General features: G+C 42.3%; 23 protein-coding genes. 12 read left to right on the top strand and 11 right to left on the bottom strand.

Annotation, left to right across the window (positions count from 1 at the left end):
- Window positions 1–3: 3 nt before the first annotated feature.
- The 3 genes from BMW98_RS19200 to BMW98_RS19190 are packed head-to-tail and all read right to left on the bottom strand — an operon-like array spanning window position 4 to window position 3507.
- The gene (locus BMW98_RS19200) at window positions 4–591 is read right to left on the bottom strand and encodes a precorrin-2 dehydrogenase/sirohydrochlorin ferrochelatase family protein (RefSeq protein WP_090260947.1); all 588 of its coding nucleotides are present in this window, start codon (window positions 589–591) and stop codon (window positions 4–6) included.
- Window positions 581–1363 carry a uroporphyrinogen-III C-methyltransferase gene (cobA, locus tag BMW98_RS19195; RefSeq protein ID WP_090260946.1) on the bottom strand — a complete coding sequence of 261 codons (783 nt, stop codon included), beginning with the start codon at window positions 1361–1363 and terminating at the stop codon, window positions 581–583. The genes BMW98_RS19200 and cobA overlap by 11 nt, the downstream gene beginning before the upstream one ends.
- Window positions 1363–3507: a nitrite/sulfite reductase gene (locus BMW98_RS19190; protein ID WP_090260944.1), complete on the bottom strand. Its 2145-nt coding sequence runs from the start codon at window positions 3505–3507 to the stop codon at window positions 1363–1365. The genes cobA and BMW98_RS19190 overlap by 1 nt, the downstream gene beginning before the upstream one ends.
- A gap of 264 nt (window positions 3508–3771) precedes the next feature.
- Here BMW98_RS19190 and dnaN point away from each other — a divergent pair, with 264 nt between their 5' ends.
- The 4 genes from dnaN (at window position 3772) to BMW98_RS19170 (ending at window position 6469) form a co-directional block, all read left to right on the top strand.
- Window positions 3772–4893 carry a DNA polymerase III subunit beta gene (dnaN, locus tag BMW98_RS19185; protein ID WP_090260942.1) on the top strand — a complete coding sequence of 374 codons (1122 nt, stop codon included), beginning with the start codon at window positions 3772–3774 and terminating at the stop codon, window positions 4891–4893.
- 122 nt (window positions 4894–5015) lie between these two features.
- On the top strand, window positions 5016–5429 hold the full coding sequence (locus tag BMW98_RS19180) for an RrF2 family transcriptional regulator (protein WP_090260940.1): 414 nt from the start codon (window positions 5016–5018) through the stop codon (window positions 5427–5429).
- A gap of 78 nt (window positions 5430–5507) precedes the next feature.
- On the top strand, window positions 5508–5756 hold the full coding sequence (locus BMW98_RS19175; protein ID WP_090260938.1) for a DUF2061 domain-containing protein: 249 nt from the start codon (window positions 5508–5510) through the stop codon (window positions 5754–5756).
- The gene (locus tag BMW98_RS19170) at window positions 5756–6469 is read left to right on the top strand and encodes a phosphoadenylyl-sulfate reductase (RefSeq protein WP_090260936.1); all 714 of its coding nucleotides are present in this window, start codon (window positions 5756–5758) and stop codon (window positions 6467–6469) included. Before BMW98_RS19175 ends, BMW98_RS19170 begins: the two co-directional genes overlap by 1 nt.
- A gap of 1 nt (window position 6470) precedes the next feature.
- Here the strand turns inward: BMW98_RS19170 and BMW98_RS19165 are convergent, their stop codons facing one another.
- Window positions 6471–6812, bottom strand: a complete 342-nt coding sequence (locus tag BMW98_RS19165) for a DUF983 domain-containing protein (RefSeq protein ID WP_090260934.1) — start codon at window positions 6810–6812, stop codon at window positions 6471–6473.
- Window positions 6813–6899: 87 nt separating this feature from the next.
- On the opposite strand from BMW98_RS19165, the gene BMW98_RS19160 reads away from it, so the two are divergent.
- The gene (locus tag BMW98_RS19160) at window positions 6900–7784 is read left to right on the top strand and encodes a helix-turn-helix domain-containing protein (RefSeq protein WP_090260931.1); all 885 of its coding nucleotides are present in this window, start codon (window positions 6900–6902) and stop codon (window positions 7782–7784) included.
- Here BMW98_RS19160 and BMW98_RS19155 read toward each other — a convergent pair.
- The 7 genes from BMW98_RS19155 to BMW98_RS19125 all read right to left on the bottom strand — a co-directional run bounded on the left by BMW98_RS19155 (window position 7781) and on the right by BMW98_RS19125 (window position 15297).
- On the bottom strand, window positions 7781–8458 hold the full coding sequence (locus tag BMW98_RS19155) for a hypothetical protein (protein ID WP_090260930.1): 678 nt from the start codon (window positions 8456–8458) through the stop codon (window positions 7781–7783). The genes BMW98_RS19160 and BMW98_RS19155 overlap by 4 nt on opposite strands.
- A gap of 33 nt (window positions 8459–8491) precedes the next feature.
- On the bottom strand, window positions 8492–9223 hold the full coding sequence (locus tag BMW98_RS19150) for a VIT1/CCC1 transporter family protein (protein WP_090260928.1): 732 nt from the start codon (window positions 9221–9223) through the stop codon (window positions 8492–8494).
- Entirely contained in the window at window positions 9216–9887 is a 672-nt protein-coding gene (locus BMW98_RS19145; protein WP_139177703.1) for a hypothetical protein, read from the bottom strand. Before BMW98_RS19145 ends, BMW98_RS19150 begins: the two co-directional genes overlap by 8 nt.
- Before the next feature lie 3 nt (window positions 9888–9890).
- Complete coding sequence (murA, locus tag BMW98_RS19140; protein ID WP_090260924.1) at window positions 9891–11198, bottom strand: UDP-N-acetylglucosamine 1-carboxyvinyltransferase; 1308 nt, start codon at window positions 11196–11198, stop codon at window positions 9891–9893.
- Complete coding sequence (locus tag BMW98_RS19135; RefSeq protein WP_090260923.1) at window positions 11199–11834, bottom strand: DUF4290 domain-containing protein; 636 nt, start codon at window positions 11832–11834, stop codon at window positions 11199–11201.
- 61 nt (window positions 11835–11895) lie between these two features.
- On the bottom strand, window positions 11896–14163 hold the full coding sequence (locus BMW98_RS19130; RefSeq protein ID WP_090260921.1) for an ATP-dependent helicase: 2268 nt from the start codon (window positions 14161–14163) through the stop codon (window positions 11896–11898).
- A gap of 39 nt (window positions 14164–14202) precedes the next feature.
- A complete protein-coding gene (locus tag BMW98_RS19125) occupies window positions 14203–15297 on the bottom strand; it encodes a glycosyltransferase family 4 protein (protein ID WP_090260918.1) in 1095 nt (364 codons plus the stop codon).
- Between the two features lie 276 nt (window positions 15298–15573).
- Here BMW98_RS19125 and BMW98_RS19120 point away from each other — a divergent pair, with 276 nt between their 5' ends.
- From BMW98_RS19120 to BMW98_RS19090, 7 genes are all read left to right on the top strand, one after another.
- Window positions 15574–16185 (top strand): sigma-70 family RNA polymerase sigma factor, encoded by a 612-nt coding sequence (locus BMW98_RS19120; RefSeq protein WP_090260917.1) that lies wholly within the window; start codon window positions 15574–15576, stop codon window positions 16183–16185.
- The gene (locus BMW98_RS19115; RefSeq protein WP_139177701.1) at window positions 16178–16486 is read left to right on the top strand and encodes a hypothetical protein; all 309 of its coding nucleotides are present in this window, start codon (window positions 16178–16180) and stop codon (window positions 16484–16486) included. The genes BMW98_RS19120 and BMW98_RS19115 overlap by 8 nt, the downstream gene beginning before the upstream one ends.
- Before the next feature lie 2 nt (window positions 16487–16488).
- On the top strand, window positions 16489–17061 hold the full coding sequence (gmk, locus tag BMW98_RS19110; RefSeq protein WP_090260913.1) for a guanylate kinase: 573 nt from the start codon (window positions 16489–16491) through the stop codon (window positions 17059–17061).
- A 2-nt stretch (window positions 17062–17063) separates the two neighbouring features.
- Entirely contained in the window at window positions 17064–17639 is a 576-nt protein-coding gene (nadD, locus tag BMW98_RS19105) for a nicotinate (nicotinamide) nucleotide adenylyltransferase (RefSeq protein ID WP_090260912.1), read from the top strand.
- A gap of 253 nt (window positions 17640–17892) precedes the next feature.
- Window positions 17893–20514 (top strand): DUF5686 and carboxypeptidase regulatory-like domain-containing protein, encoded by a 2622-nt coding sequence (locus tag BMW98_RS19100; protein ID WP_090260910.1) that lies wholly within the window; start codon window positions 17893–17895, stop codon window positions 20512–20514.
- Window positions 20515–20602: 88 nt separating this feature from the next.
- On the top strand, window positions 20603–21262 hold the full coding sequence (locus BMW98_RS19095; RefSeq protein ID WP_090260908.1) for an ExbD/TolR family protein: 660 nt from the start codon (window positions 20603–20605) through the stop codon (window positions 21260–21262).
- Window positions 21263–21348: 86 nt separating this feature from the next.
- Window positions 21349–22014: a thiol:disulfide interchange protein DsbA/DsbL gene (locus BMW98_RS19090; RefSeq protein WP_090260905.1), complete on the top strand. Its 666-nt coding sequence runs from the start codon at window positions 21349–21351 to the stop codon at window positions 22012–22014.
- Window positions 22015–22032 lie beyond the last annotated feature (18 nt).

The raw sequence follows: 22032 nt of genomic DNA, 5'->3' as shown, positions 1-22032 counted from the left end.
ATGCTATGCTTCTGGTTCTTTGCTAACGAGGGTCGAAGTTAGTTCGTTTAACTTTTTCACCTTGTAACCAAAGTTACCTTTTAATTGGTCGCGAATCTCGCGCATGTGCTGTAAAAGTTCGTGAATTTCGTCTGGTAAAACTTCATTCAGTGTTTCTTTTAATCTCTTGGCAATTGTGGGTGATTTTCCGTTGGTCGAAATGGCCACCTTTAAATCGCCTTTGGTTACAATACTGCCCAAGTAAAAATCACACAGGTCTGGCGTATCGGCTACATTGGTTAAAATCTCCCTTGCTTTGGCTTCGGCATGAATTTGCTTGTTTGTTTCATGATCTTCCGTAGCAATAATCGCCATTTGAATGCCTGTTAAATCTTCGGAAAAATAGGCGCGTTCAAAAAGAGTAACCTGCGGATGTAATTGTGCAAGCTCCTTTATTTCTGGTTTAATGGTTTTGCCAACCAGCGTTACCTTGGCATTAGGGCTGCTTTTTAGTAAAAAAGAAAGCTTCTCAAGTCCAACTTCGCCACCGCCAACAATCAAGGTTTCAAACTGATGAACCTTTAAGAATATTGGGTATAATTCATTCGCCATAAGTCTGAAACTGCAGGTTTTGCTGTAGTTGTGGAATCCACGCTTGTTTGCCAAGCCGTACTACTTCGCCAATTACAATAATGGCCGGTGAACCAATCTGCTCTTCGGCAGCAATTTGGCTAATGGAACCCATTGTTCCGGTAACCATTTTTTCGTTTGGCATGGTGCCGTTTTGAATAATAGCAACCGGAGTATGTGATTTGTTTAGGGTAGAAAAGACCTCACAAATCTGATCGAGTTTTTTCGTTCCCATTAAGATCACTATGGTGGCGGTAGACTGAGCCGCTAGTTTAATATCGGGTGTTAAGGTGCCTTCTTTTGTGGTAGCCGTTACTACCCAAAAACTTTGGCTCACTCCTCGTGAAGTAAGCGGAATGTTCTGCATGGCAGGCACCGCATAAGCGCTACTTATTCCCGGTACTATATCGCTTTTTATACCATACTTAGCGGCATACTCTACTTCTTCGTAGCCACGGCCAAACACAAATGGGTCACCTCCTTTTAAACGCACTACATGCCCTTTTTCATGGGCGAAGTGAACGATCAATTCATTAATGGCTTGTTGCGTATGGCTGTGTTTGCCCACACGTTTGCCCACATAAATTTTCTCAGTTCCTTGTTTTGCATAAGCCAGTAGCTCCTTGCTCACCAAGTCGTCATAAAGAATTACATCGGCATCGGCTAGTGCCTTAATGCCTTTTACACTGATAAGGTCTGGGTCGCCCGGACCTGCACCAACTAATGTCAATTTGGGGTTTAGTTCCGTTCTCATTAGGCCTTGTAAAAATCAGATATCACTTCTTTGTCTTGTCCGCCCTGAGCTACTAGTTGTGCCTGGCGGAAGTCTCTTACCTTTTGAAGGAAATCGGCTGCTTGCGCAAAGTAGCTGTTAGCAAAAGCTTCCGATGGCTCGTGCTGGTTCATTTCCAGTACATGTGCTTTAAAGCCGCCATCAAATTGAAATACTTCTTGCGTACTGAAATGCTCTTCAAAGCTTTCAAGAATACCAATTTGCGTGTTGCACTTTACGTCTTCGCTCAAAAGCAAAGCCTTAGCTGCAATTACAAAGCTGCTGTAGCTATTGTAAATGGCATCGGCAAAAGCCTTCTGTTCCAGGCCTTCTACCGACCAATCTAGGCGCTCTTGAGATTCCTCGATAATCGTCCCGATAACATCGAGCATTACGCTGGCACATTCGCCCACGCCAATTTCCGGAACAAAGTTTTCGGTTTTACCCCAATCCATGTAGTCGGCTTGGTCTAGCGTTTCTATTTCTGCCAATGGTTTAAGCAAATGGTAAAAGTGCATTTTACCCAAGCGGTAATAGAAGTCGTTAAAGTATTCGCCTTCATTTGCTTCATTTTCATATTCGCGCAGCAAAGTGGCCAAAGCCTCAGGAATTCGCTTTGAAGGAATTTTAATTACTTTCTCTGCGATAAAGCCGTTGCCATCGGGCGAAACACCACCGCCAATTACCACTTGCATGGCAGGAATTACCAAGGCTTTGTTTTTAATAGAACTGCCATGAAAGCCAATGTTTGCGGCCATATGCTGGCCACAGGCATTCATGCAGCCGCTGATCTTAATTTTGATGTTTGCCTCGTTAATCAGGTCTTTGAATTCTGCCTGAAGCATGTCTTCTAAGGCAGTTGTTAAACCAGTACTGTTGGTTACCGCCAAATTACAAGTGTCGCTGCCGGGGCAAGACGTAATGTCGTGGGTTGAATTAAAGCCTGGTTTTGCCAAGCCAAGCGCGTTCAGTTGCTGATAGAAGTACGGCAAATATTCTGGCCTTACATATTTAATAAGTAAGCCTTGGTTTACTGTAACGCGGATGTCATTAGCGGCATAACCTTGCACCAAAGCAGCTAGTTTTCTGGCAATATCACTCTTTATATCTCCTAGCGGTACGCGTACCCAAATGCCATTGTAGCCCGATTGCTTTTGCTGAAAAACGTTGGTGTTTTTCCATGCTTCAAAAGCTTCCCAATCTTCAATGTGGGTTTCAGGAATAGTTCTTTCTTCTGGAATAAGTAAGTTGGATTGTTCGCTGTTTATTTCTATACGTTGGTGTTTTACGGCTTTTCGTTCCGCTTCGGCTAGTTCAAGTAGTTTTTCTAGGCCAATCTTTTTCAGCAAGAATTTCATTCTTGCCTTGTTGCGGTTGGCACGTTCGCCATAGCGATCGAATACGCGAATTAGTGACTCGGTGAATGGAATGATCTGGTGATCTTCCAAAAATTCATAAGCAGTTTGGGCTGTCATGGCTTGTGCGCCTAGACCACCGCCAACCACTACTTTGAATCCTTTAATTACTTTATTGTCCTCGTACTTAAGCTTTGGGATAAAGCCAATGTCGTGAAAGTAGGTAAAAGCAGAATCGCTGTCGTCTGATGTGAAGGCAATCTTAAACTTTCGGCCCATGTCTTGGCAGATTGGATTGCGCAGAAAGTAGTAAGCCAAACTATGCACGTAAGGGGTTATGTCGAAAGGCTCTTTCGGGTTTACGCCAGCATCGGGAGAGGCCGTTACATTGCGAACTGTATTGCCACAGGCTTCGCGAAGGGTTACATCTTCCTCTTCCAGCTCTGCCCATAGTGCAGGCGACTCTTCCATTTTCACAAAGTGCAATTGAATGTCCTGTCGGGTGGTAAGGTGCAAATTGCCAGTAGCGAATTTGTCCGATACATCGGCAATCTTTACCAACTGCTGCGGTGTTACTTTGCCGTAGGGCAGTTTAATGCGAATCATCTGCACGCCTGCTTGCCGCTGGCCGTACACGCCACGTGTTAGGCGGTATAGTTTGAATTTATCTTCCTCAATCTCACCATTTTTGAACCGCGCTATTCTTGCCTTAAGCTCAAGTATATCTTTCTTGGCTTCAGGGCTTACTTTAGAACTGATTTGAACACTCATTTTGCTTGTTGTTAAGTAGTTTTTAGTGGGTAGTTACTATTCCCATAATGCAAACTTAGCAAAAAGAATATAAAACCTACCGAATTAGTAGGGTAATAATATGAATGGTTCTCAAATGGTTCCATTGGGGTTAATTAAAGTGTCGTGCGGAGAACAAAAGAGAATAGCAGGTAATTGACCTCAAATTGGCTTGATTTAATTCGGTATATTGATTTTATTTCTAACTTTAAGCGCTTAAAAATTCAGAGTATAAAACCATCATATATGAAGTTTATTGTTTCTTCAGCCGAGCTTCTCAAAAGACTTTCCAACATTAACGGTGTAATTACCACAAACCCAGTGGTTCCGATTCTCGAGAATTTCTTGTTCGAGATTAAAGAAGGCCTTTTGACCGTTACCGCATCCGACCTACAAACCTCAATGATTACAGAAATTGATGTTGAGGCCAAAGAGGATGGAAGCATAGCAGTGCCTGCAAGAATTCTGATGGACACTTTGAAGAACTTGCCAGAGCAGCCAGTTACTTTCAGCATCGATCAGGAAACTTACAGTGTAGAAATTAACTCTGACAACGGTCGCTATAAATTGGCGGGCGAGAATGCTACGGATTTCCCGAAAGTACCTGAGGTTTCTGATGGCTACTCTGTAGACATGTCTACCGAAGTATTGAGCAGTGCCATTAGCAACACCATTTTTGCAACCAGCAATGATGAGTTGCGCCCTGCTATGACGGGTGTTTATGTAAAGCTTGACGATACCAACACAACTTTTGTAGCTACTGACGGACACCGTTTAGTAAGGTACAGAAGGGTAGATGTGGCGTCTGATTCGGGTATGTCAATCATCATCCCTAGAAAGGCATTGAACTTGTTGAAGTCTACTTTGCCTTCAGAAAACTCGAATGTAATTGTTGAATTCAACGCTTCGAACGCGTACTTCAACTTTAATAATATTAGAATGATCTGTCGATTGATCGATGAGCGTTTCCCTGATTACGAAAACGTAATTCCTCAGGAAAACCCAATCGAAATGTCTATCGATAGAAGTGAGTTGCTTGGTTCTTTAAAGCGTATTTCAATTTATGCTAACAAAACCACGCACCAAATTCGCCTTAAAATCACTGGTAGCGAGTTGACTATTTCTGCAGAGGACCTCGATTTCTCAAACGAAGCGAAAGAAACTTTGGCCTGTGAGCACGAGGGTGAGGATATCGAAATCGGATTTAACGCCAAGTTCTTGGTAGAAATGCTCGGAAATATCCACTCTAAGCAAATTACCTTGCAAATGTCTGCACCTAACCGCGCTGGTTTAATTGTACCGGCAGAGTCTGATGATAGCGAAGATATTTTGATGCTTGTAATGCCAGTAATGCTAAACAGCTACTAAGTAAAAGCAAAGAAGATATAGAAGGAGCTTCGGCTCCTTTTTTTATTAAAGGCCGATTTAATGGTGCGTTTAACGTGCCGAAGGTTTTCTGAAAAATTTAGATATATTAGGCATTAGAATTTATGCTTTCAAAAAAGACCCAATATGCTTTTCATGCGTTGACCTATTTGGCCGAAAACCAAGCCAAGGGGCCAATCCTTATTTCTGAAATTTCTCAGGAGCGCAAAATTTCACTTAAGTTTTTGGAAAACATTCTGCTTGAAATGAAAAAGGCGGGTGTTTTGGGTAGCAAGAAAGGAAAAGGTGGAGGCTACTATTTAATTAAGCCGCCAGAAGATGTGCAGCTAGCAAAGATCATTAGAATGCTAGATGGTCCAATTGCGCTTTTGCCATGTGTAAGCCTTAATTATTACGAAAGATGTGAGAACTGCACCGAGGAACGTTGTGGTTTAAATGAGGTGATGGCAGAGGTGCGCGATAACACCCTGAAAGTTTTGGAAAAAAAGACATTAAAAGACGTTTTAAGGAACCGATAAAAATTTTTTGCGTTATTAGTCTACAAAAAAGGTAGGGAATATATATTTTTGTCCCCTAGAAAACCAAAAAGAACGCTTATGCTAGTAGATGCTTTGGTAAATAAAAAGATTCAGGATTCGACCAAGTCGGGAGATAGTAGCTTTAAAAGCTTAGCCAAAACGGTAAGCTGGAGGATTGTGGGTACACTCGACACAATGATTATTTCTTACCTAATTACCGGTGAGTTGGCCACCGCATTTTCAATTGGATCTATCGAGGTTTTTACTAAAATGATACTTTATTATTTTCACGAGCGCATTTGGGCCGGAATTAAATTGAGGAAGTAATGCAGGAGAAGGTAGACGAATTAAATCGGTTAGTAGAAGATAAGAGTTTAGTAGCATCGCTAGCATTGGTTGCTGAAGAGTTTCCGGGAACTGTGAGGTTTTCTTCCGCTTTTGGACAAGAGGATCAGGTAATTACAGATGCTATTTTTAAAAATGACATAGCAATTGAAGTATTTACCTTGGATACAGGCCGTTTGTTCAAAGAGACTTACGATTTGATAGACCGTACCAGGTCGCGTTATAAAAAGCCAATAAAGGTTTACTTCCCTAAAGCCGAAACAGTACAAGAATTGGTGACCAATAAGGGCATGCACAGTTTTTACGACTCGGTAGACAATAGAAAAGAATGCTGTTTTGTACGCAAAGTAGAGCCGCTTAAACGAGCACTAAAAGGTGCTGAAGTTTGGGTTACTGGGCTTCGTGCCAGCCAATCGGACAACCGCCAAGGTTTTAACATGTTTGAGTGGGATGAAGGTAATCAGGTAATCAAGTTTAATCCATTGTTGCATTGGGGTTACGATGAAATGATAGATTACCTAAAGGAGTTTGGCGTGCCATATAACACGCTCCACGATAAAGGCTTTATTAGCATTGGTTGTGCGCCATGCACTAGGGCAATAGCGCCAGGTGAACATCCAAGAGCCGGAAGGTGGTGGTGGGAAACCTCGCAAAAAGAGTGCGGCCTACACCAAGTAAAAGCCGTGGCTAGCTAAGCTATAGCAAGTACATCCATATCATTCTTGCCATTCGGAAATTGAAAAAGATCAGTGCAGCCAAAATGATTACGGCTACGTAAATAAAGTTTTCGATTGGCAAGCCAACTATTTTCCAAATAATAAAGGCCGCGACTACTTCTGCAATGGAAAGTCCATAGCTCATATACATTGCGCCAATAAAGTAGCCCGGCTCTTTTTCAAACTTATGCTGGCAGTGCTCACACTGCTCATTCATTTTTGGCCCTTTTAGCGTCAGAATGTTTCCATTCGATTGAAAAACATCTCCATTTTTGCATTTCGGACATTTTTGTTGAAGTACATTTTTTATGAATCCGGCCATGAACTTTAATTTTGTTCAAAATTAATATATGAGGACTGCTGGATTGTAATAAGAAAGTTTCCTTTTTTTGGATAAATGCGACATTGAATGGAGCCGAAACTTGATGTTTTACAGCTAAAGAGGTTTGATGAAAGTATACAGGAGTTCTACTGCAATACTTTTAGCGATCATGTGGAGAGACATCATAAAGAGATATTGGTGCCGCATAAACATGATTTTTACCTAACGGTGCTTTTTACTAGGGGGAGTGGTATTCACGAAATCGACTTTAACAGGTATCGGATTGAACCAGGCGCAGTCTTTTTCTTAAGTCCTGGTCAGTCACACTTTTGGGAGCCTAGTGCCGATGCCGAAGGTGTGATTTTCTTTCATTCGAAGGCATTTTTTGACCTGGCCTTTAATGGTAGATCAGTAGAAGATTTACCGTTTTTCGATTCTCTTTTCAATCCACCACAATTAGTATTATCAACCAATACCGATGGTTTTGCAAGTCGGTTTAGCGGAGTTTTGGAAGAGTACCGAGGGGAAGCCCCTTTTAGAGGGCAGGTAATTCGGGCAATGCTGGACCTGCTTTATTTGCAATTGAGCCGCGTTTACTTGAAAGCCAACGATGGAAAAATTGGGCATGTTGGCACTGATGCAAAGCATTTGGCACAGTTCGATCAGCTGGTGGAGCGCTATTACAAAACAGACAAGTCGGCAGGGCAGTACGCGCAGCGCATGAACATGACCGTACGCCACTTAAATAGAATTACGCGGGCCTTGCTCAATAAACCAACAACAGTGTTGATTATGGAGCGAGTAGTGCTAGAGGCTAAGAGGCTGTTGGTTAACACGAACAATTCTTTAACCGATGTGGCATTGGCGCTGGGGTTTGAGGATTACGCCTATTTTTCGCGTGTTTTTAAAAAGTACAGTGGTCTTAGTCCTTCTCAATTTGCTAAGCAGTACAAAACAGCGTTTCTGCGTTAGCGTAATTTTCGATCAATAAGATCGTCTAATCGAATGGCCATGCCATAAGTTTTGTCGAATAATGCGTTGAGTTCAATCTCATTCGCCAGCAGGTTGACCACTAGGTTTTTGAACTCAACACTTTTAATTCTATCGAGCGAAAGAATTTTTTCTTCCCCAAAATCAACATCAGACACCAGAAAGTCATTGTAGTATTTTTCCTTCATGCGCACATAGTATTCCACCACATCGCGCAATTGTAGGTAGTTACTCTTAAGGGTAATCAGCTCGTTTTTTAGGTCAGAGTTTTTATTGGTGTAATTAGTGTTTAGGTAGAAGTTAATGGCCTCGATTTGAAATAGTGGCTTGTAGGTTTGGTTGATTTCGAATAGGTAGAGCGCTAAACTATCGTCTTGCATAAATTGGCCAGCATATAGAATTCTGGCTAATTCGCGGGTGTCATCTTCAATTTGCAGGCGCTCATCAATCAGCGACTCGAAAGTGGTAAGATTTAGCTCATTTTCATTGTGGAGTTTTTCTATGGCGGCATTTTCCAGTCTTAGGTCCTTTTTGTCATCGTAATAAACATTGAGCTGGTAAGCGACCGTAATACCAAATATTACAATGAAGACCTCCATAACGTAAGTCCAGATATCGCTTCTTTTTAGTCGTCTTGATGTTCCGAATTTTACCATAATAAACAGACAAAGGTTAGCGCAATAGGCTGCTTAGGAGATAATACCTTCGAGCACAACACCTACATAATAGGCCAATACAGCGGCAGATCCTCCTAGAAATAACGTTTCTAAAATACCGCGAACTTTGCTAGTTGCGGTTATATAGCTCTTCGCGTAGCCTATAGCGGCAAATGTAATGAATGTTAGAATCGATGAATAACGGAACAAGTGTTCTATTGGCTTACCGGTATAGTCGATTACATAGACAATGAGCGGAATAAAGCCCATAATGATGAAAGAAACGAAAGTTACCAGCCCCATTTGAAAGGGTGATTTTTGCTCCTTTTGCATTTCCAATTCTTCCTTCATCATTACATCTACCCAGCGGTCTTTGTCTTCGGTTATTTTGTCGACCACCTGCTCCAATAGATCGCCTTCAAAGCCTTTTGCTGCGTAAATTTCCCTGATCTCCTCTCGCTCAGCATCGGGAATGTTGTCTACCTCCCAATATTCAATGCGTTTATGTTTCTCAAACTTGTCGCGCTCCGACTTGGTGGAAAGGTAACTGCCAACCGACATGGAAAAACCATCGGCTATTAGGTTGGCAAAGCCCAGGATAATGACTACTGAACTGTCCAAGCCGGCTCCGGCAGCTCCGGCTACTACCGCAAATGTAGTTACGCTGCCATCAATTCCACCGTAAATAAACTCACCGATGTAATCTTGAAATTTGGAGAGAAAAGTGGACTCACCGTGTAGAACTGCTTCTTTATGTTTACTCATTGGCTAAAAGTAGTTCAATGGATTGTTCAACTTTTAGCAATTGCTCTTCCGATAGTTTATAAAGGCGGTTTAGCTCCACCTCATACCCCAGTTGATTCCAAATGATGTTCCTAAATTCCAATGAATTGATTTTGTTCATTGAGACTATTACTGCGTTGGAGAAGTCTACTTCATCTCTTAAATACTTTACAAAGTCTTCCGCTTTGAGTTTGTTGTAGGCCTCGGATACAGCAGTAAGTTCCTGCAGGTAGGTTTGCAGTGCAAGTAGTTCGTTTTTTAGAGAGATGTTTGTTGTGCCGTAATTACTGGCCAAATAAGAAGTGGTTGCCTGATGTTGCAGGTCGGGCGTAGAAGTTCTTACAAGTTTGAAAAGGTACTTTTGAGCTGTGTCTTTGCTTATCGCATCTTGCTGAAGCGCTTTTTGAAACTTAGTTGTTTCTTGGGTAATGCCTTTTCTATAAGCTGCAAGGCTTTCAAACTCATCAATGTTGATTTGAATTTCCTTTTGAAGGTTGAGCAGGGCATTCTGCTCTAGTCGGTTGTTTACAATCCGCTCTTTGTAATTGTTAACCTGATATGCGATTGAGATTCCCAAAATCACAATAACAAGCTCCATAAGGTAGGCTTTTGTATTGCGATTCTGGAAAAGTCTCTTTAACCGCATAGGTTAGTCAATTCGTTCGATATTGGCCCCGAGGGCATTAAGTCGTTTATCAATGTTTTGATAACCGCGGTCTATTTGCTCCACGTTGTCAATGATGCTTCGGCCTTCGGCAGAAAGAGCTGCAATAAGCAAGGCTTGGCCGGCACGAATATCTGGGGAAGTCATGCGAATTCCCTTTAGTTTTTGTTGTCTGTTCAGGCCAATTACGGTTGCCCTGTGTGGATCGCACAGAATTATTTGCGCACCCATATCGATTAGCTTATCCACAAAGAACAAGCGGCTTTCGAACATTTTTTGATGCACTAGCACTGTTCCTTTGGCCTGAGTGGCTACTACCAAAACAATACTCAAAAGGTCTGGCGTAAGGCCTGGCCAAATGGCATCGGCAATGGTCATAATTGAGCCATCAATAAAAGTCTCGATCTCGTAACGGTCTTGAGAAGGAATGAAAATATCGTCTCCTCTAAATTCCATTTGAATGCCAAGACGCTTGAAAGTCTCGGGGATTAAACCTAGTTGATCTATTCGGCAGTCTTTAATGGTGATCTCAGACTGAGTCATAGCGGCCAAACCGATGAAAGAACCAATCTCGATCATGTCGGGGAGCATGGTGTGCTCGGTACCGCTAAGGCTTTCAACTCCTTCAATAGTTAATAGGTTAGAGCCAACACCAGATATTTTGGCACCCATGGCGTTCAGCATGCGCGAAAGCTGCTGTAAATAAGGCTCACAAGCTGCATTGTAAATGGTGGTTTTTCCTTCGGCCATTACTGCGGCCATCAGAATGTTGGCAGTACCGGTTACCGAGGCCTCATCTAGCAGCATGTAGCAACCTTTTAGCTGCGATGCATCAATGTGGTACATACCAGTTTCTGCTTCGTACAGAAAGCGTGCACCCAGTTTTTGGAAACCGATAAAGTGGGTGTCCAGTCTTCTACGGCCAATTTTATCACCACCTGGTTTAGAGATCTTTCCTTTGCCAAAACGCGCCAAAAGTGGCCCGAGGATCATGATAGAACCACGCAAAGAAGATGCTTTCTTTCTGAATTCTTCTGTTTCTAGGTAGTCAATGTCTACATCCTTTGCACAAAACTCATAGCTTTCATTGCCAAGGTATTTTACCTCAACATTCATGTCAGAAAGTAGCTCAATAAGCTTGTTGACATCGCGAATGTCGGGTACTTTGTTAATGGTTACCTTTTCTGGCGTAAGTAAAACCGCGCAAAGAATTTGAAGTGCTTCGTTTTTGGCACCTTGTGGGGTTAGTTCACCCGACAGTTTGGTGCCACCTTCGATTACGAAAGAGGCCATTTAGTTTTTTCTTCTGTATTTGTTGTTTCGCTTTCTGTTGTTGCTATTGTTGTTGCCACTGTGGCGTCTTTCCTTAATGTTGTTGTTGAAAAGACCGTGCTCTTTCACTTTTTCGATGTCGATAGTGAGTTTGCCACCAGAAAGTTCTTCGATTTGCTTCAAGATGATTGCTTCATCAATATTGTCTTTGTTCCAAGTATTGTAGAAGGTTTTCATTAGGCGGCCAATGTGAATAATGGCAGACTCCTTAGTCTCAGGGTCTTCCATTTGAATGGCCTGGTCGATCATAATTTGCACGCTACGACCGTAGTGCATGTATTTGATCTTAGAGTTTTTGTATGGCATGCGGGCCGGTTTTTTACCAATGGCCGATTTTTCAGGCATTGGAAAAGGCGCATCAATGTCCATGTCGAAGTTAGAGATGATGTAAAGGTCGTCCCATACTTTTTGGTCATAGTCTTGGCTGTCCTTTACGTTCGGGTTGATCTGACGCATAAGGTCAGTCAATGTTTGCGCATAAGCACTGCGCTTTTCTTTGTCTTCTATGGTTTTAATGTGGCTTACGAGCTTCTGGATGTTGCGTCCGTACTCTTTCAACCTCACATCGCTGCGTTCGGTATTATATTCTAATTGCATTTATTCTGATTTTGCTTTTCTCAAATTAATAATATTTCTCAAAAAGGACGGTGAATTTCTTTTATTCCACAATCCTTAGTTTGGCGAAGGCCAATAAAAGGGTCTTCTCTCCAAAGTCTTCAAAAACAACTTGTGCTTTTTTGTTGGCTCCGTTCACATCTATCTTCCTCACTTTGCCAAAGCCAAATTTTGGGTGTTCTACCTTTTGGCCTTCTTGCAATTCGGAGATATCACTTGGCCTAAAGTTGGCAGAAGGTTTATGATATTGTAACGGTTTCTTCTGGGTTTGTTGCTTGCGGTTAGCAATTAAGTTTTTAGCATAGTTAGAACTAAAGCCTGGAGGGTTTTCGCTGCGGCCTAATTTAGGTTCGCGGCTGCCATAGCGTGTGTTTACAAAGATAAAGCTCGGGTCTACTTCTTCGATAAATCGGCTCGGCTCGCAGTTCATCAGTCGGCCAAAGCGGTAGCGCGAAAGTGCGTAAGAGAAGTACAGATTCTTTTTAGCACGGGTAATGGCTACATAGAATAGTCTGCGCTCTTCCTCTAAGTCGGCACGGCTGCTTAGCATCATTTGCGAAGGAAAAAGGTCTTCTTCTAACCCCACGATAAACACATTGTTGAACTCCAGTCCTTTGCTGGAGTGGATGGTCATCAGGGATACATAATCCTGGTTTTCATCCTTGTCGTTATCCGTATCGGTAAGCAGGGCCACATCTTGCAAAAATGCACCTAAACCTTTGTCTTCTACATCGGGCGAATCAACAAACTCTTTAATGGCGTTCAATAATTCTTGAACGTTTTCGTAGCGGTTTAGCCCTTCTACTGTTTTGTCGGCATATAGCTCTTTTAGCAAACCAGAATTTTTGGCAATATGGCTGGCTGCTTCGTAAGCATCTTTGGTGTCTGCCGAAATTTTAAAGTTCTTGATAAGCGTAACAAACTCATTGACTGCATTGGCAACTCGGCCAGGTAGGAATGAGTTGATGTTGGTGAGTACTTCCCAAAGTGGAATATCGTGCTCGAAGGCGGCTACCACAATTTTTTCTACTGAAGTAGTGCCAATACCACGTTTTGGCAGGTTAATGATTCTGCGGAAAGACTGCTCATCCTCTGGGTTCATGGCATAGCGCAGGTAGGCCATTAGGTCTTTTATTTCCTTACGCTGGTAGAATGAAAGCCCCCCGAATATTTTATAGTTGATACCTGATTTCCTCAAGGCCTCTTCAATTGCCCTCGATTGGCTATTGGTTCTGTAAAGTACCGCGAAATCGCTGTTTTTTGAACTGTCGCTGGCCTTCTTTTCAAAGATTGCAGAAGCAACAAAACGGCCTTCCTCATTGTCGGAAATAGCCTTGATCAATTCGATCTTGTTGCCTTCTCCGTTGGCAGTCCAAACGGTTTTTTGCAGTTGGCCCTTGTTGAGGGCTATCACAGAATTGGCTGCCTTAACAATGTTTTGGCTCGAACGGTAGTTCTGTTCCAGCTTGATCACCTTCAGGTCTGGAAAGTCCTTTTCGAAATTGAGGATGTTTTCAATATTAGCTCCTCGGAAGGCATAAATCGACTGGGCATCGTCACCTACAACGGCAATGTTTTGTGTAACCGAAGCTAGTTTTTTTGTAATAAGGTACTGCGATACGTTGGTATCCTGAAACTCATCTACCATTACATACTTAAAGCGCTGTTGGTACTTGTTAAGTACATCGATGTGGTCGCGGAAAAGTACGTTGGTGTTAAAAAGTAGGTCATCAAAGTCCATGGCATTGGCCTTGAAGCATCGCAGGCAGTAGGTTTTGTATATCCTGCCCATTTCAGGTTTTTGTGCGGCAGCATCGTCACCCGCGTAAATGGGGTTGTTGATGTATTCTTGCCACGAAACCAAGCGGTTTTTTGCACCCGAAATTCTGTTGAGCACTACATTGGGTTTGTAAACTTTGTCGTCAAGCCCGTATTCCTTTACAATGGTTTTGATGAGCGACTTAGAGTCGTCAGCATCGTAAATCGTGAAATTGCTCGGGTAGCCTAGTTTTTCTGCTTCGGCCCTAAGAATTCGTGCAAACACAGAGTGGAAAGTACCCATCCATAAGTTGCGTGCATTGCTGCCCACTACTTGTTCAATACGCTCGCGCATTTCTTTGGCCGCCTTATTGGTAAAGGTGAGCGCCAGAATATTAAAAGGGTCTACCTTTTTTTCTTGAATTAGGTAGGCAATGCGGAAGGTGAGTACACGGGTTTTGCCCGATCCGGCACCAGCAATAATCATTGATGGGCCATCGGTATTTACTACACCTTCGTATTGGGGTTCGTTAAGCGTTGAGAGGTAATCCATTCAGCACAAATTCAAGCGGCAATTTACAAGATGTGCGGGTTAATCAGTAATCAATTCGTAGAAGTATTCCTCGTAGCCATCAATAGTTTTCTCCATGGTAAATTTCTCGAAGGCTGTTTTTAAGCCGTTAGCTATGAGGTGTTGTCTCAAAGAATTGTCTCTAAGCACTTTTTTGATGCGTTCCGCTAAACCAGCAATGTCCTCGTTTTCAAAAAGCAGCCCGTTTTCTCCGTCCTGTACCACATCAGGAATTCCACCAAAATTAGTGGCGATTACTGGGCACTCCATGGCCATGGCTTCTACCAGTACCAAACCGAAACCGTCCATGGTGGAGGCAAGCACATTCACATCCAACAAACGGTAAACGCTCAAAATATCTTCTGGCGGTAGCTTGCCAAGTAGGTGTACTTCATTCTGGATATTGTACTTGTCTAAGTAAGGTTGGATCTGTTCTGGAAAAGCACCGGCAAATATCAGTTTTATGCTCGGGTCATTTAGCTTGGCTATGGCTTCTATTAGCTGCGGTTGTTCTTTGAAGCGAGAAATACAACCAACTACTTTGTCTTCAGGTTTTAGGTTGAGTTGCTTTCGGAACTTCTCAACCTTCTCTTCGTTCCAGTCGTCAAAACGCTTTTTAGGAATACCATTATGTATCACCTTAATGTGATTTTCTGGATAGCCCTTTTCGATGAAAATTCTTTTCAGCCCATCGCTGATAACGATAATACTGGCCGTGTTCTTTATGTAAAATTTTCTCTGTAGCCAACCACCTGCACTTAGTGGGTTTTGCCTACGGGTATGTACAATTTGTACTGGCAGTTTGAACCTCAGTTTGGCAAAAATACTGGTGTACCTATCGTGACTCGACTGTGCATTGATAATGTCTATCTTCTCATTTCGTACCAAATCACGAATCTCTCGCCAGTTCTCAAAGTCGAACTTGCCTGTAATGCGCATGGGTACGCGTGTTACTCCGGGGTGCTCGATCAAATCCCAAATGGGCATTTCTTCGCGAAGCCCTGCAAAAACTTTATGACCACGGTCGGCCAAACCTTTCGCCAAATAGGTGATAGAATAGGTGGATCCCGCCATGCCACCCTGATAGGTAAGGAAGAGTATTCGTAACTGTCGCATCAAATTGAGGTCAAAATTAGAAAGCTTTCAACTGATTAAGAGCGATTAAGGAAATTTATTCGGTTTTAGTGTAAAAATGGGTGAACATTAAAAGGGGTGTGCCGTTGGGGATAAGAACTTGAGTTGGTGGTAAACCATAAAGCTTTTTGGCCTTTTACAGATTGAAAGGTAGTGTGGCTGCTTTATGTTTTTTGAAATCTAGAATGTAATCTGTTGAACCAGCGCGGGTTATGAGTTAAACTATAAAGTTGAAGGTAATTTTACTATTTTTGAGCCATGTCTGAAGAACAGCAACAAGAGGAGCAACAAGTTCGCAAGCAGAACTACTCTGAGTCTGAGAAGACGGATATTTTTGACAATGAGTTTATGGTTCACGTAGACTCCATGTACAACTTTGCCTACAGGCTAACCTTCGATGAAGATGATGCTAAAGATTTAGTGCAAGACACTTATTTAAAAGCCTTTAGGTTTATCAATTCATTTGAGCGCGGAACTAATGCAAAAGCGTGGTTGTTCCGCATTTTGAAGAACAGCTTCATTAACGAATTCAGAAAAAAGAGTAAGCAACCGGCTAAGGTTGACTACAACGAGGTAGAACAATACTACAATTCTGATGATGCTGGAGCCAGCATTACCACCGATTTGAGGGTGGAAACAGTGCAGGATATGATAGGCGATGAAATCTCGGGAGCTTTGAACGGTATTCCGGTGGATTTTAGAACCGTGATTATATTGAGTGACCTTGAAGGGTTTACTTACGAAGAAATGAGTAAGATTCTTGATATCCCAATTGGAACGGTAAGATCAAGACTACATAGAGCGAGAAATATGCTCAAAGAAAAATTGGTGTCTTACGCGAAAGAAATGGGGTATGCAAAAAATGAATAAAGAAGAAATGGGAGAATTTTCTAACTGGTTCAAAAAGACTTTTAAAAAGTGCTATTGCGAACAGGGAAATTTGATAGACGAAGATGGCTTTTCTGAGCTAGTGCAACTGGTGCTAGACGGTGAAGCTGATGATGAGTCGAGGTCGGTTTTTGAAGAGAAAATCAAGACCTGCGTGAAGTCGAACTTTACCTATGAGAAAGAAAAGAGCATTCAAGCAGAAATCAAGGCTAAGCTGTGTGCTCACCGCTCAGAGTTACCAAAAGACTTGGCTCAAACTATCAAAAACAGCGTTAACCTGTAAGCATGACACAAGGTAAGGCCATCATTTTTGCAGCACCGTCAGGTTCTGGCAAGACAACTATTGTTAAACACCTACTGCAGCAAATTCCAACACTCAGCTTTTCAATTTCGGCCTCTACACGTGACAAACGTGGTAGAAGCGAGCAGCATGGAAAGGACTATTACTTTTTATCGAAAGAGGAGTTTAAAAAGAAAATAGACAGCAACGAATTTATTGAGTGGGAAGAGGTTTACACGGGTAACTATTACGGCACATTAAAGGAAGAGGTGCAACGCATTTGGAATGAAGGCAAGCACGTAATTTTCGATGTGGAAGTAAAAGGTGCCATGAACCTTAAAAAGTACTTTGGTGATGCTGCCCTTGCGGTTTTTGTGAAAGTGCCAAGTATGGAAGAGCTTGAAAAGAGGCTTACTGCTCGGGGGACTGAGTCACGCGAAAGCTTGTCGCAGCGTCTTTATCGTGCCGAATTCGAGATGTCTTTTGAAGATAAGTTTGATGTAACCTTGCTTAATGAAGATTTGGACAGTTCTTTTGCTAAAGCAGAAGAATTAGTTTCCGACTTCTTAAAGAAATAGCAGTGAAAGTAGGTCTGTTTTTTGGCTCCTTTAACCCTATTCATATAGGCCATTTGGTAATTGCCGATGTTATGGCCGACCAAACCGACTTGGATGAGGTTTGGTTTGTGGTGAGCCCACTCAATCCTTTTAAAAGTAGTAGTTCGCTATTGCATGAGTTCGACCGACTGAAAATGGTGGAGCTGGCAATTGCCGATAACTATAAGTTTCGCGCCAGCGATATTGAGTTTAACATGCCGCGCCCAAGCTACACTGCCGATACATTGGCCTATCTATCTGATAAGCACGAAAACCACGAGTTCAAACTCATAATTGGCGAGGATAATTTGGTGCATTTTCATAAATGGAAGAATCATCAGGCCATTCTTGAAAACTTTGGGCTTTATGTTTATCCAAGACCACAAGTAGACAAAAGCAAAATAAAAGTTACCCACGACAACATACGGTATATAGAGTCGCCAATGCTCGATATTTCGGCCACCTTTATTCGCAACTCCATTCGCAATAATCATTCGGTGCAATACCTGCTGCCATCTACCGTGGTAGATTACATCAGAATGAAGAAGTTCTATCAATAGACTTCCCTTTTCTGCCTCCCGACTTTTCACCTGCCGCAATCTGTGTAGGCAGGCTTACTTCTGTTTTCCGTGATCCGACTTCGGTCTTTTTGTCCTTTCTTAACAAGAATTATCATTATTTTAGAAATGGATTCCCCAACTTGGAGAAAAAAAGTGGATAGTCAGCAGACCTTTTAACTGCTTTCTGCGTCTACCCCACAAAGGATAGAAACATTGGGGCAATTTTTGCTCTTGGTCAAACAAAACTCAATCAATGCAACGCTCATTACTCACACTTACATTATGCTTTTTCTCGCTGGGAATGGTCGCCCAAGGCATAAAGGGAACCATAAAAGATGGAAAGGGGGCTCCGCTTCCTTTCGCTTCCATTTTTGTAAAGGAAATTGGCACTGGTACTTCTACTAACCTCGAAGGAAACTTTGAACTACCCCTAAGCTCAGGGAGCTATCAGGTTACTTTTCAGTATATGGGCTATGCCAGCCAAACCAGAAAAATCACTGTAAGAAATAGCTTTGTCGAGCTGCACATTAAAATGGATGAGCAGGTAATCGAACTGCCAACTTTCGAGGTTTCTGGCAAAGCCGAAGACCCATCTTATACCATTATGCGAAAAGCCATTGCCAAGGCGGAATATCATCTACTGCAAAACGATAGTTATTCGGCCGATGTATATATGAAAGGAACCGGCCAGATTACGAATGTGCCCTGGATTTTAAAGCGCACTTTCGAAAAAGAAGGACTCGATACCAGCCAGGTGTATACTTCCGAATCTGTGAGCGAAATTTACTTTGAACGTCCTAATAAGTTCGAAGAGAAAGTTATTTCTGTTAGGGCATCGGGGCAAGACATGAACAATGCAAACCCCAATGCATACATTAATGGGAGCTTTTATATGCCCAAAGTGGTGAATGCTATTTCGCCTTTAAACCCTCGAGCATTTTCATACTACAAGTTTGAATACCAAGGTAGTTTCAGAGAGAATGGTGATGAAATTAACAAGATAAAAGTAACACCAAGATCTAAAGGGGATGATGTTTTTGAGGGGATGATTTATATCCGCGAGAATTTTTGGAACATTCATTCGCTTGACCTGATGACCAGTTACATGGGCTTCAAAATTCACATCAAACAGATTTATGCTCCGGTAGAGGAGGAAATTTGGATGCCAGTAAACCAACAATTTGAGTTCTGGGGATCAATCTTTGGCTTGTCAGGTAAGTATTCATACCTGGCTTCGGTAAGTAACTATAAGGTAGTTCCAAATGAAGATTTGGATCCATCGGTAATATTGGTTGACGAGAAAATTGATGCCGCACCAGAGGAAATCGCTGCGATTAGGGAAGGCAATCTGGAGGAAGGCGTTCAGCAAGTTTTTGAAGAAGACAAAGAAGTTTCGCGCAAGCAGTTCCGCAAACTTATGCGTGAGTATGAAAAGGCCGAACTCAAGGAACGTGATGAACCAGATGTGGTGTCGGATTATAGCTTTAAGGTTGATAGTTTGGCAGCAAAGAAGGATTCGCTTTATTGGGCACGTGTGCGCCCTGTGCCGTTAACCAGCAAAGAGGTTGAAGGTTACCAACGAGAAGACAGTACTTACGTGGCGGAAAAAGCTCAGGCAGAAGCCGATTCTACACTAAAGCGGAATGGCGCACGCTTTAAACCAACGGATGTGTTTTTTGGTGGGTATTACAAATTTGGAGAACGCCTGCGCTTCGACTTCCCGGGCTTTGTGCCACACCTAAGGTTTAATACCGTTGAAGGTTGGAACATGGATTTTACGGGTACGTTTTTATGGAGAAACGATACCACTACAAGAACTAGAATAAGCCCCTTTGTGCGTTATGGATTTGCAAGCGAAACACTTTACGGAAAGTTAGAAACTCAATTTGGTATTGGCGAGCGTGAACAGCGTAGCACTTTCAGGGTGTCGGGCGGTAGTTATGTAGAACAGTTTAATCCTGGTGTGGTAGACCCGCTAATGAATACATTATACTCCTTGTTCTTCGAGCGGAATTACATGAAACTTTACGAAAAGCAGTATGTTGATGCCAGTTGGGCGCGTAGGTTCAACTACCGTTATACCTTAAGTGCTAAGGTTGAATGGGCCAACAGGAGCCAGCTATTTAATAATACCAACTATAGATTTTTTGATAGTGAGAATAGGGCGTATGATAGCAACGTGCCGCTAAACATGGAAATGGGACCGAACCCAGATGATGCTATTTACATGTTTAACGATGCTAAGGCTTTCATTACGCAGTTCAACTTTAGGGCAAAACCGTGGTTGAAATTCCGTAGGTACAATGGGCGTCTTATTCCGTTGAACAATAGTTCTCCAGAGTTGAGACTTACTTATAGAAAGGGGATTGAAGGCGTTGCAAATAGTGAAACCAAATTCGATAACCTTGAATTTGGCCTAAAGACAACTTTCGATATTGGTGTTAGGGCCAAAATTGACTTAGACATGGAGGCGGGCAAATTCTTTGGCCAGAATTCTCAGCAGTTACTGTTTATGGATTACAAGCATTTTCAAGGTAACCGCATTGAATTCACACCTATGGATGTAACGGGCGGCTATAGGTTGCTCGATTACTATGCACACAGTACTGCACAGGAATATGTTTCGGTACTGAGCCATATTCGGTTCAGAAAACTGCTTTTTACCCAATTACCGGTACTGCGCCTTAGTGGAATAAAGGAGAACCTTTTTGTGAACTACCTGCACACCCCAACTTCCGACAATTATATGGAGGTAGGTTATACCATCGACAATATTTTCCGTGTGCTTAGGTTGGAGTTTGTGCAGTCATTCCAAGGCTGGGAGGCCAAAGAGTTTGGTGTGAGAATCGGGGTTGCTTCAATTTTCAATAATTAAATTTCACGCTCCATTAAATTAAACTATTTGTTTAGTTGATTTAAAACTATAAAATTAGTTTATTAACTAATATTTTAAATCAACCGAAATGGCTTATAGAAAAAACAGAACACCCAGTGAGGTAAATGCAGGCTCAATGGCCGACATTGCCTTTTTGTTACTAATCTTCTTTTTGGTAACAACCCAGATAGCAACCAATAAAGGCCTGCTTATGCAGTTGCCGCCACCCAAGCAGGAGCAGGAAGATGTGCCGCTGCCAGAACGAAATTTGCTAAAGATCCAATTGAATTCTTTAGACAAACTAATGGTGGAGCAGGAGATTGTGGATGATGTATCAGAGATTGAAGGGTTGGTTTACGATTTCGTGTTAAACTTTGGCAACCCCGATGATAAGAAACGTGGTTCGGATAAGGTTACGGATAATCAGACCTTTCAGTCGCTGCCACCACGCATGCAGAACTACATTCGCTCAAAATTGGGCGACTCAGAATCTTCCGATGCACCGAGTAGAGCAATCGTCTCTTTAAAAACAGATAGAGGGAGTAGTTACGAAATGTTTATTGCCGTAATGGATCAAATCAATGCTGCCTATTACAGTATTTATGGAGAACGTGTGGGACTCACGGCCGAAGAATATCGTAAGCTAAACCGTAATGACCCGAGGCAATTGCAGCTTTACGAGCGGGGGAAACGCGGTATTAATAAAGCCATTTCTTTAGCTGAACCAAGTTCGCAAGGAGGTAGCTAAGTTTTTGGCCTAAAAACGGCTATTAATCGCGGTTTTTCGTTCTATGGGAGTATCTTTTGTTTTACTTTCGTGAAAAACCTAGTGTTATGAAAAACTACCTTTTAGGACTGATTATAATTTTGGCCGCAACAACGGCATGTGCACAAAATAATAAAGAGGAAAAACAAGAAGAGCAGCAAGCTCAGCAAGTTCAACAAAGTAAGTTTCAGGAGGGTGTCCACTACAATGTAGTTTCAGAGAAGGCGTCTGAAGAGCCGGTTGTTACCGAGTTTTTCTCGCTTTACTGTGGTCACTGTTTTCAGTTTGAAGCATACTTAGACACCTTAAAAACCTCGATTAACGGAGCGAAGTTTGAGAAGTCGCACGTAAGTTATATTCCTCAAAACGATTCTTTGCAAGGCGTAGCAATTGTAAAGGCTTTTGTAATGATGGAAGAACTGGGCAAAATGCCAGAGCTTTCAAAGCAGTTTTTTGCTAGAATTCATTTGGGCGAAGAGCCACTTACAGATGTAGCCGGAATTAAAGAAATTTTCGAGGCTAATGAAGTGTCTTCAAGCGAGTTTGATAAGCTTTTTGCCAATAAGAGCATTAATAAAAAGACCGAAGATATGGTGCAGCTATGGCAAGATCGCCAAATTATGAGTGTGCCTACTTTGGTGGTTAATGATAAGTATAGAATAAATATGGGTAGCGTAGGGAGCATGGGAGAGCTTATTGAGCTTACCAATGTTTTGCTCGAAAGAAAGGACTAGTTCCACTCACCACATTTA

Source organism: Roseivirga pacifica, assembly GCF_900111145.1.
Lineage (GTDB): Bacteria > Bacteroidota > Bacteroidia > Cytophagales > Cyclobacteriaceae > Roseivirga > Roseivirga pacifica.
Note: the sequence above shows the minus strand (reverse complement) of the source record. Positions and strands in the feature narration are given on the sequence as shown.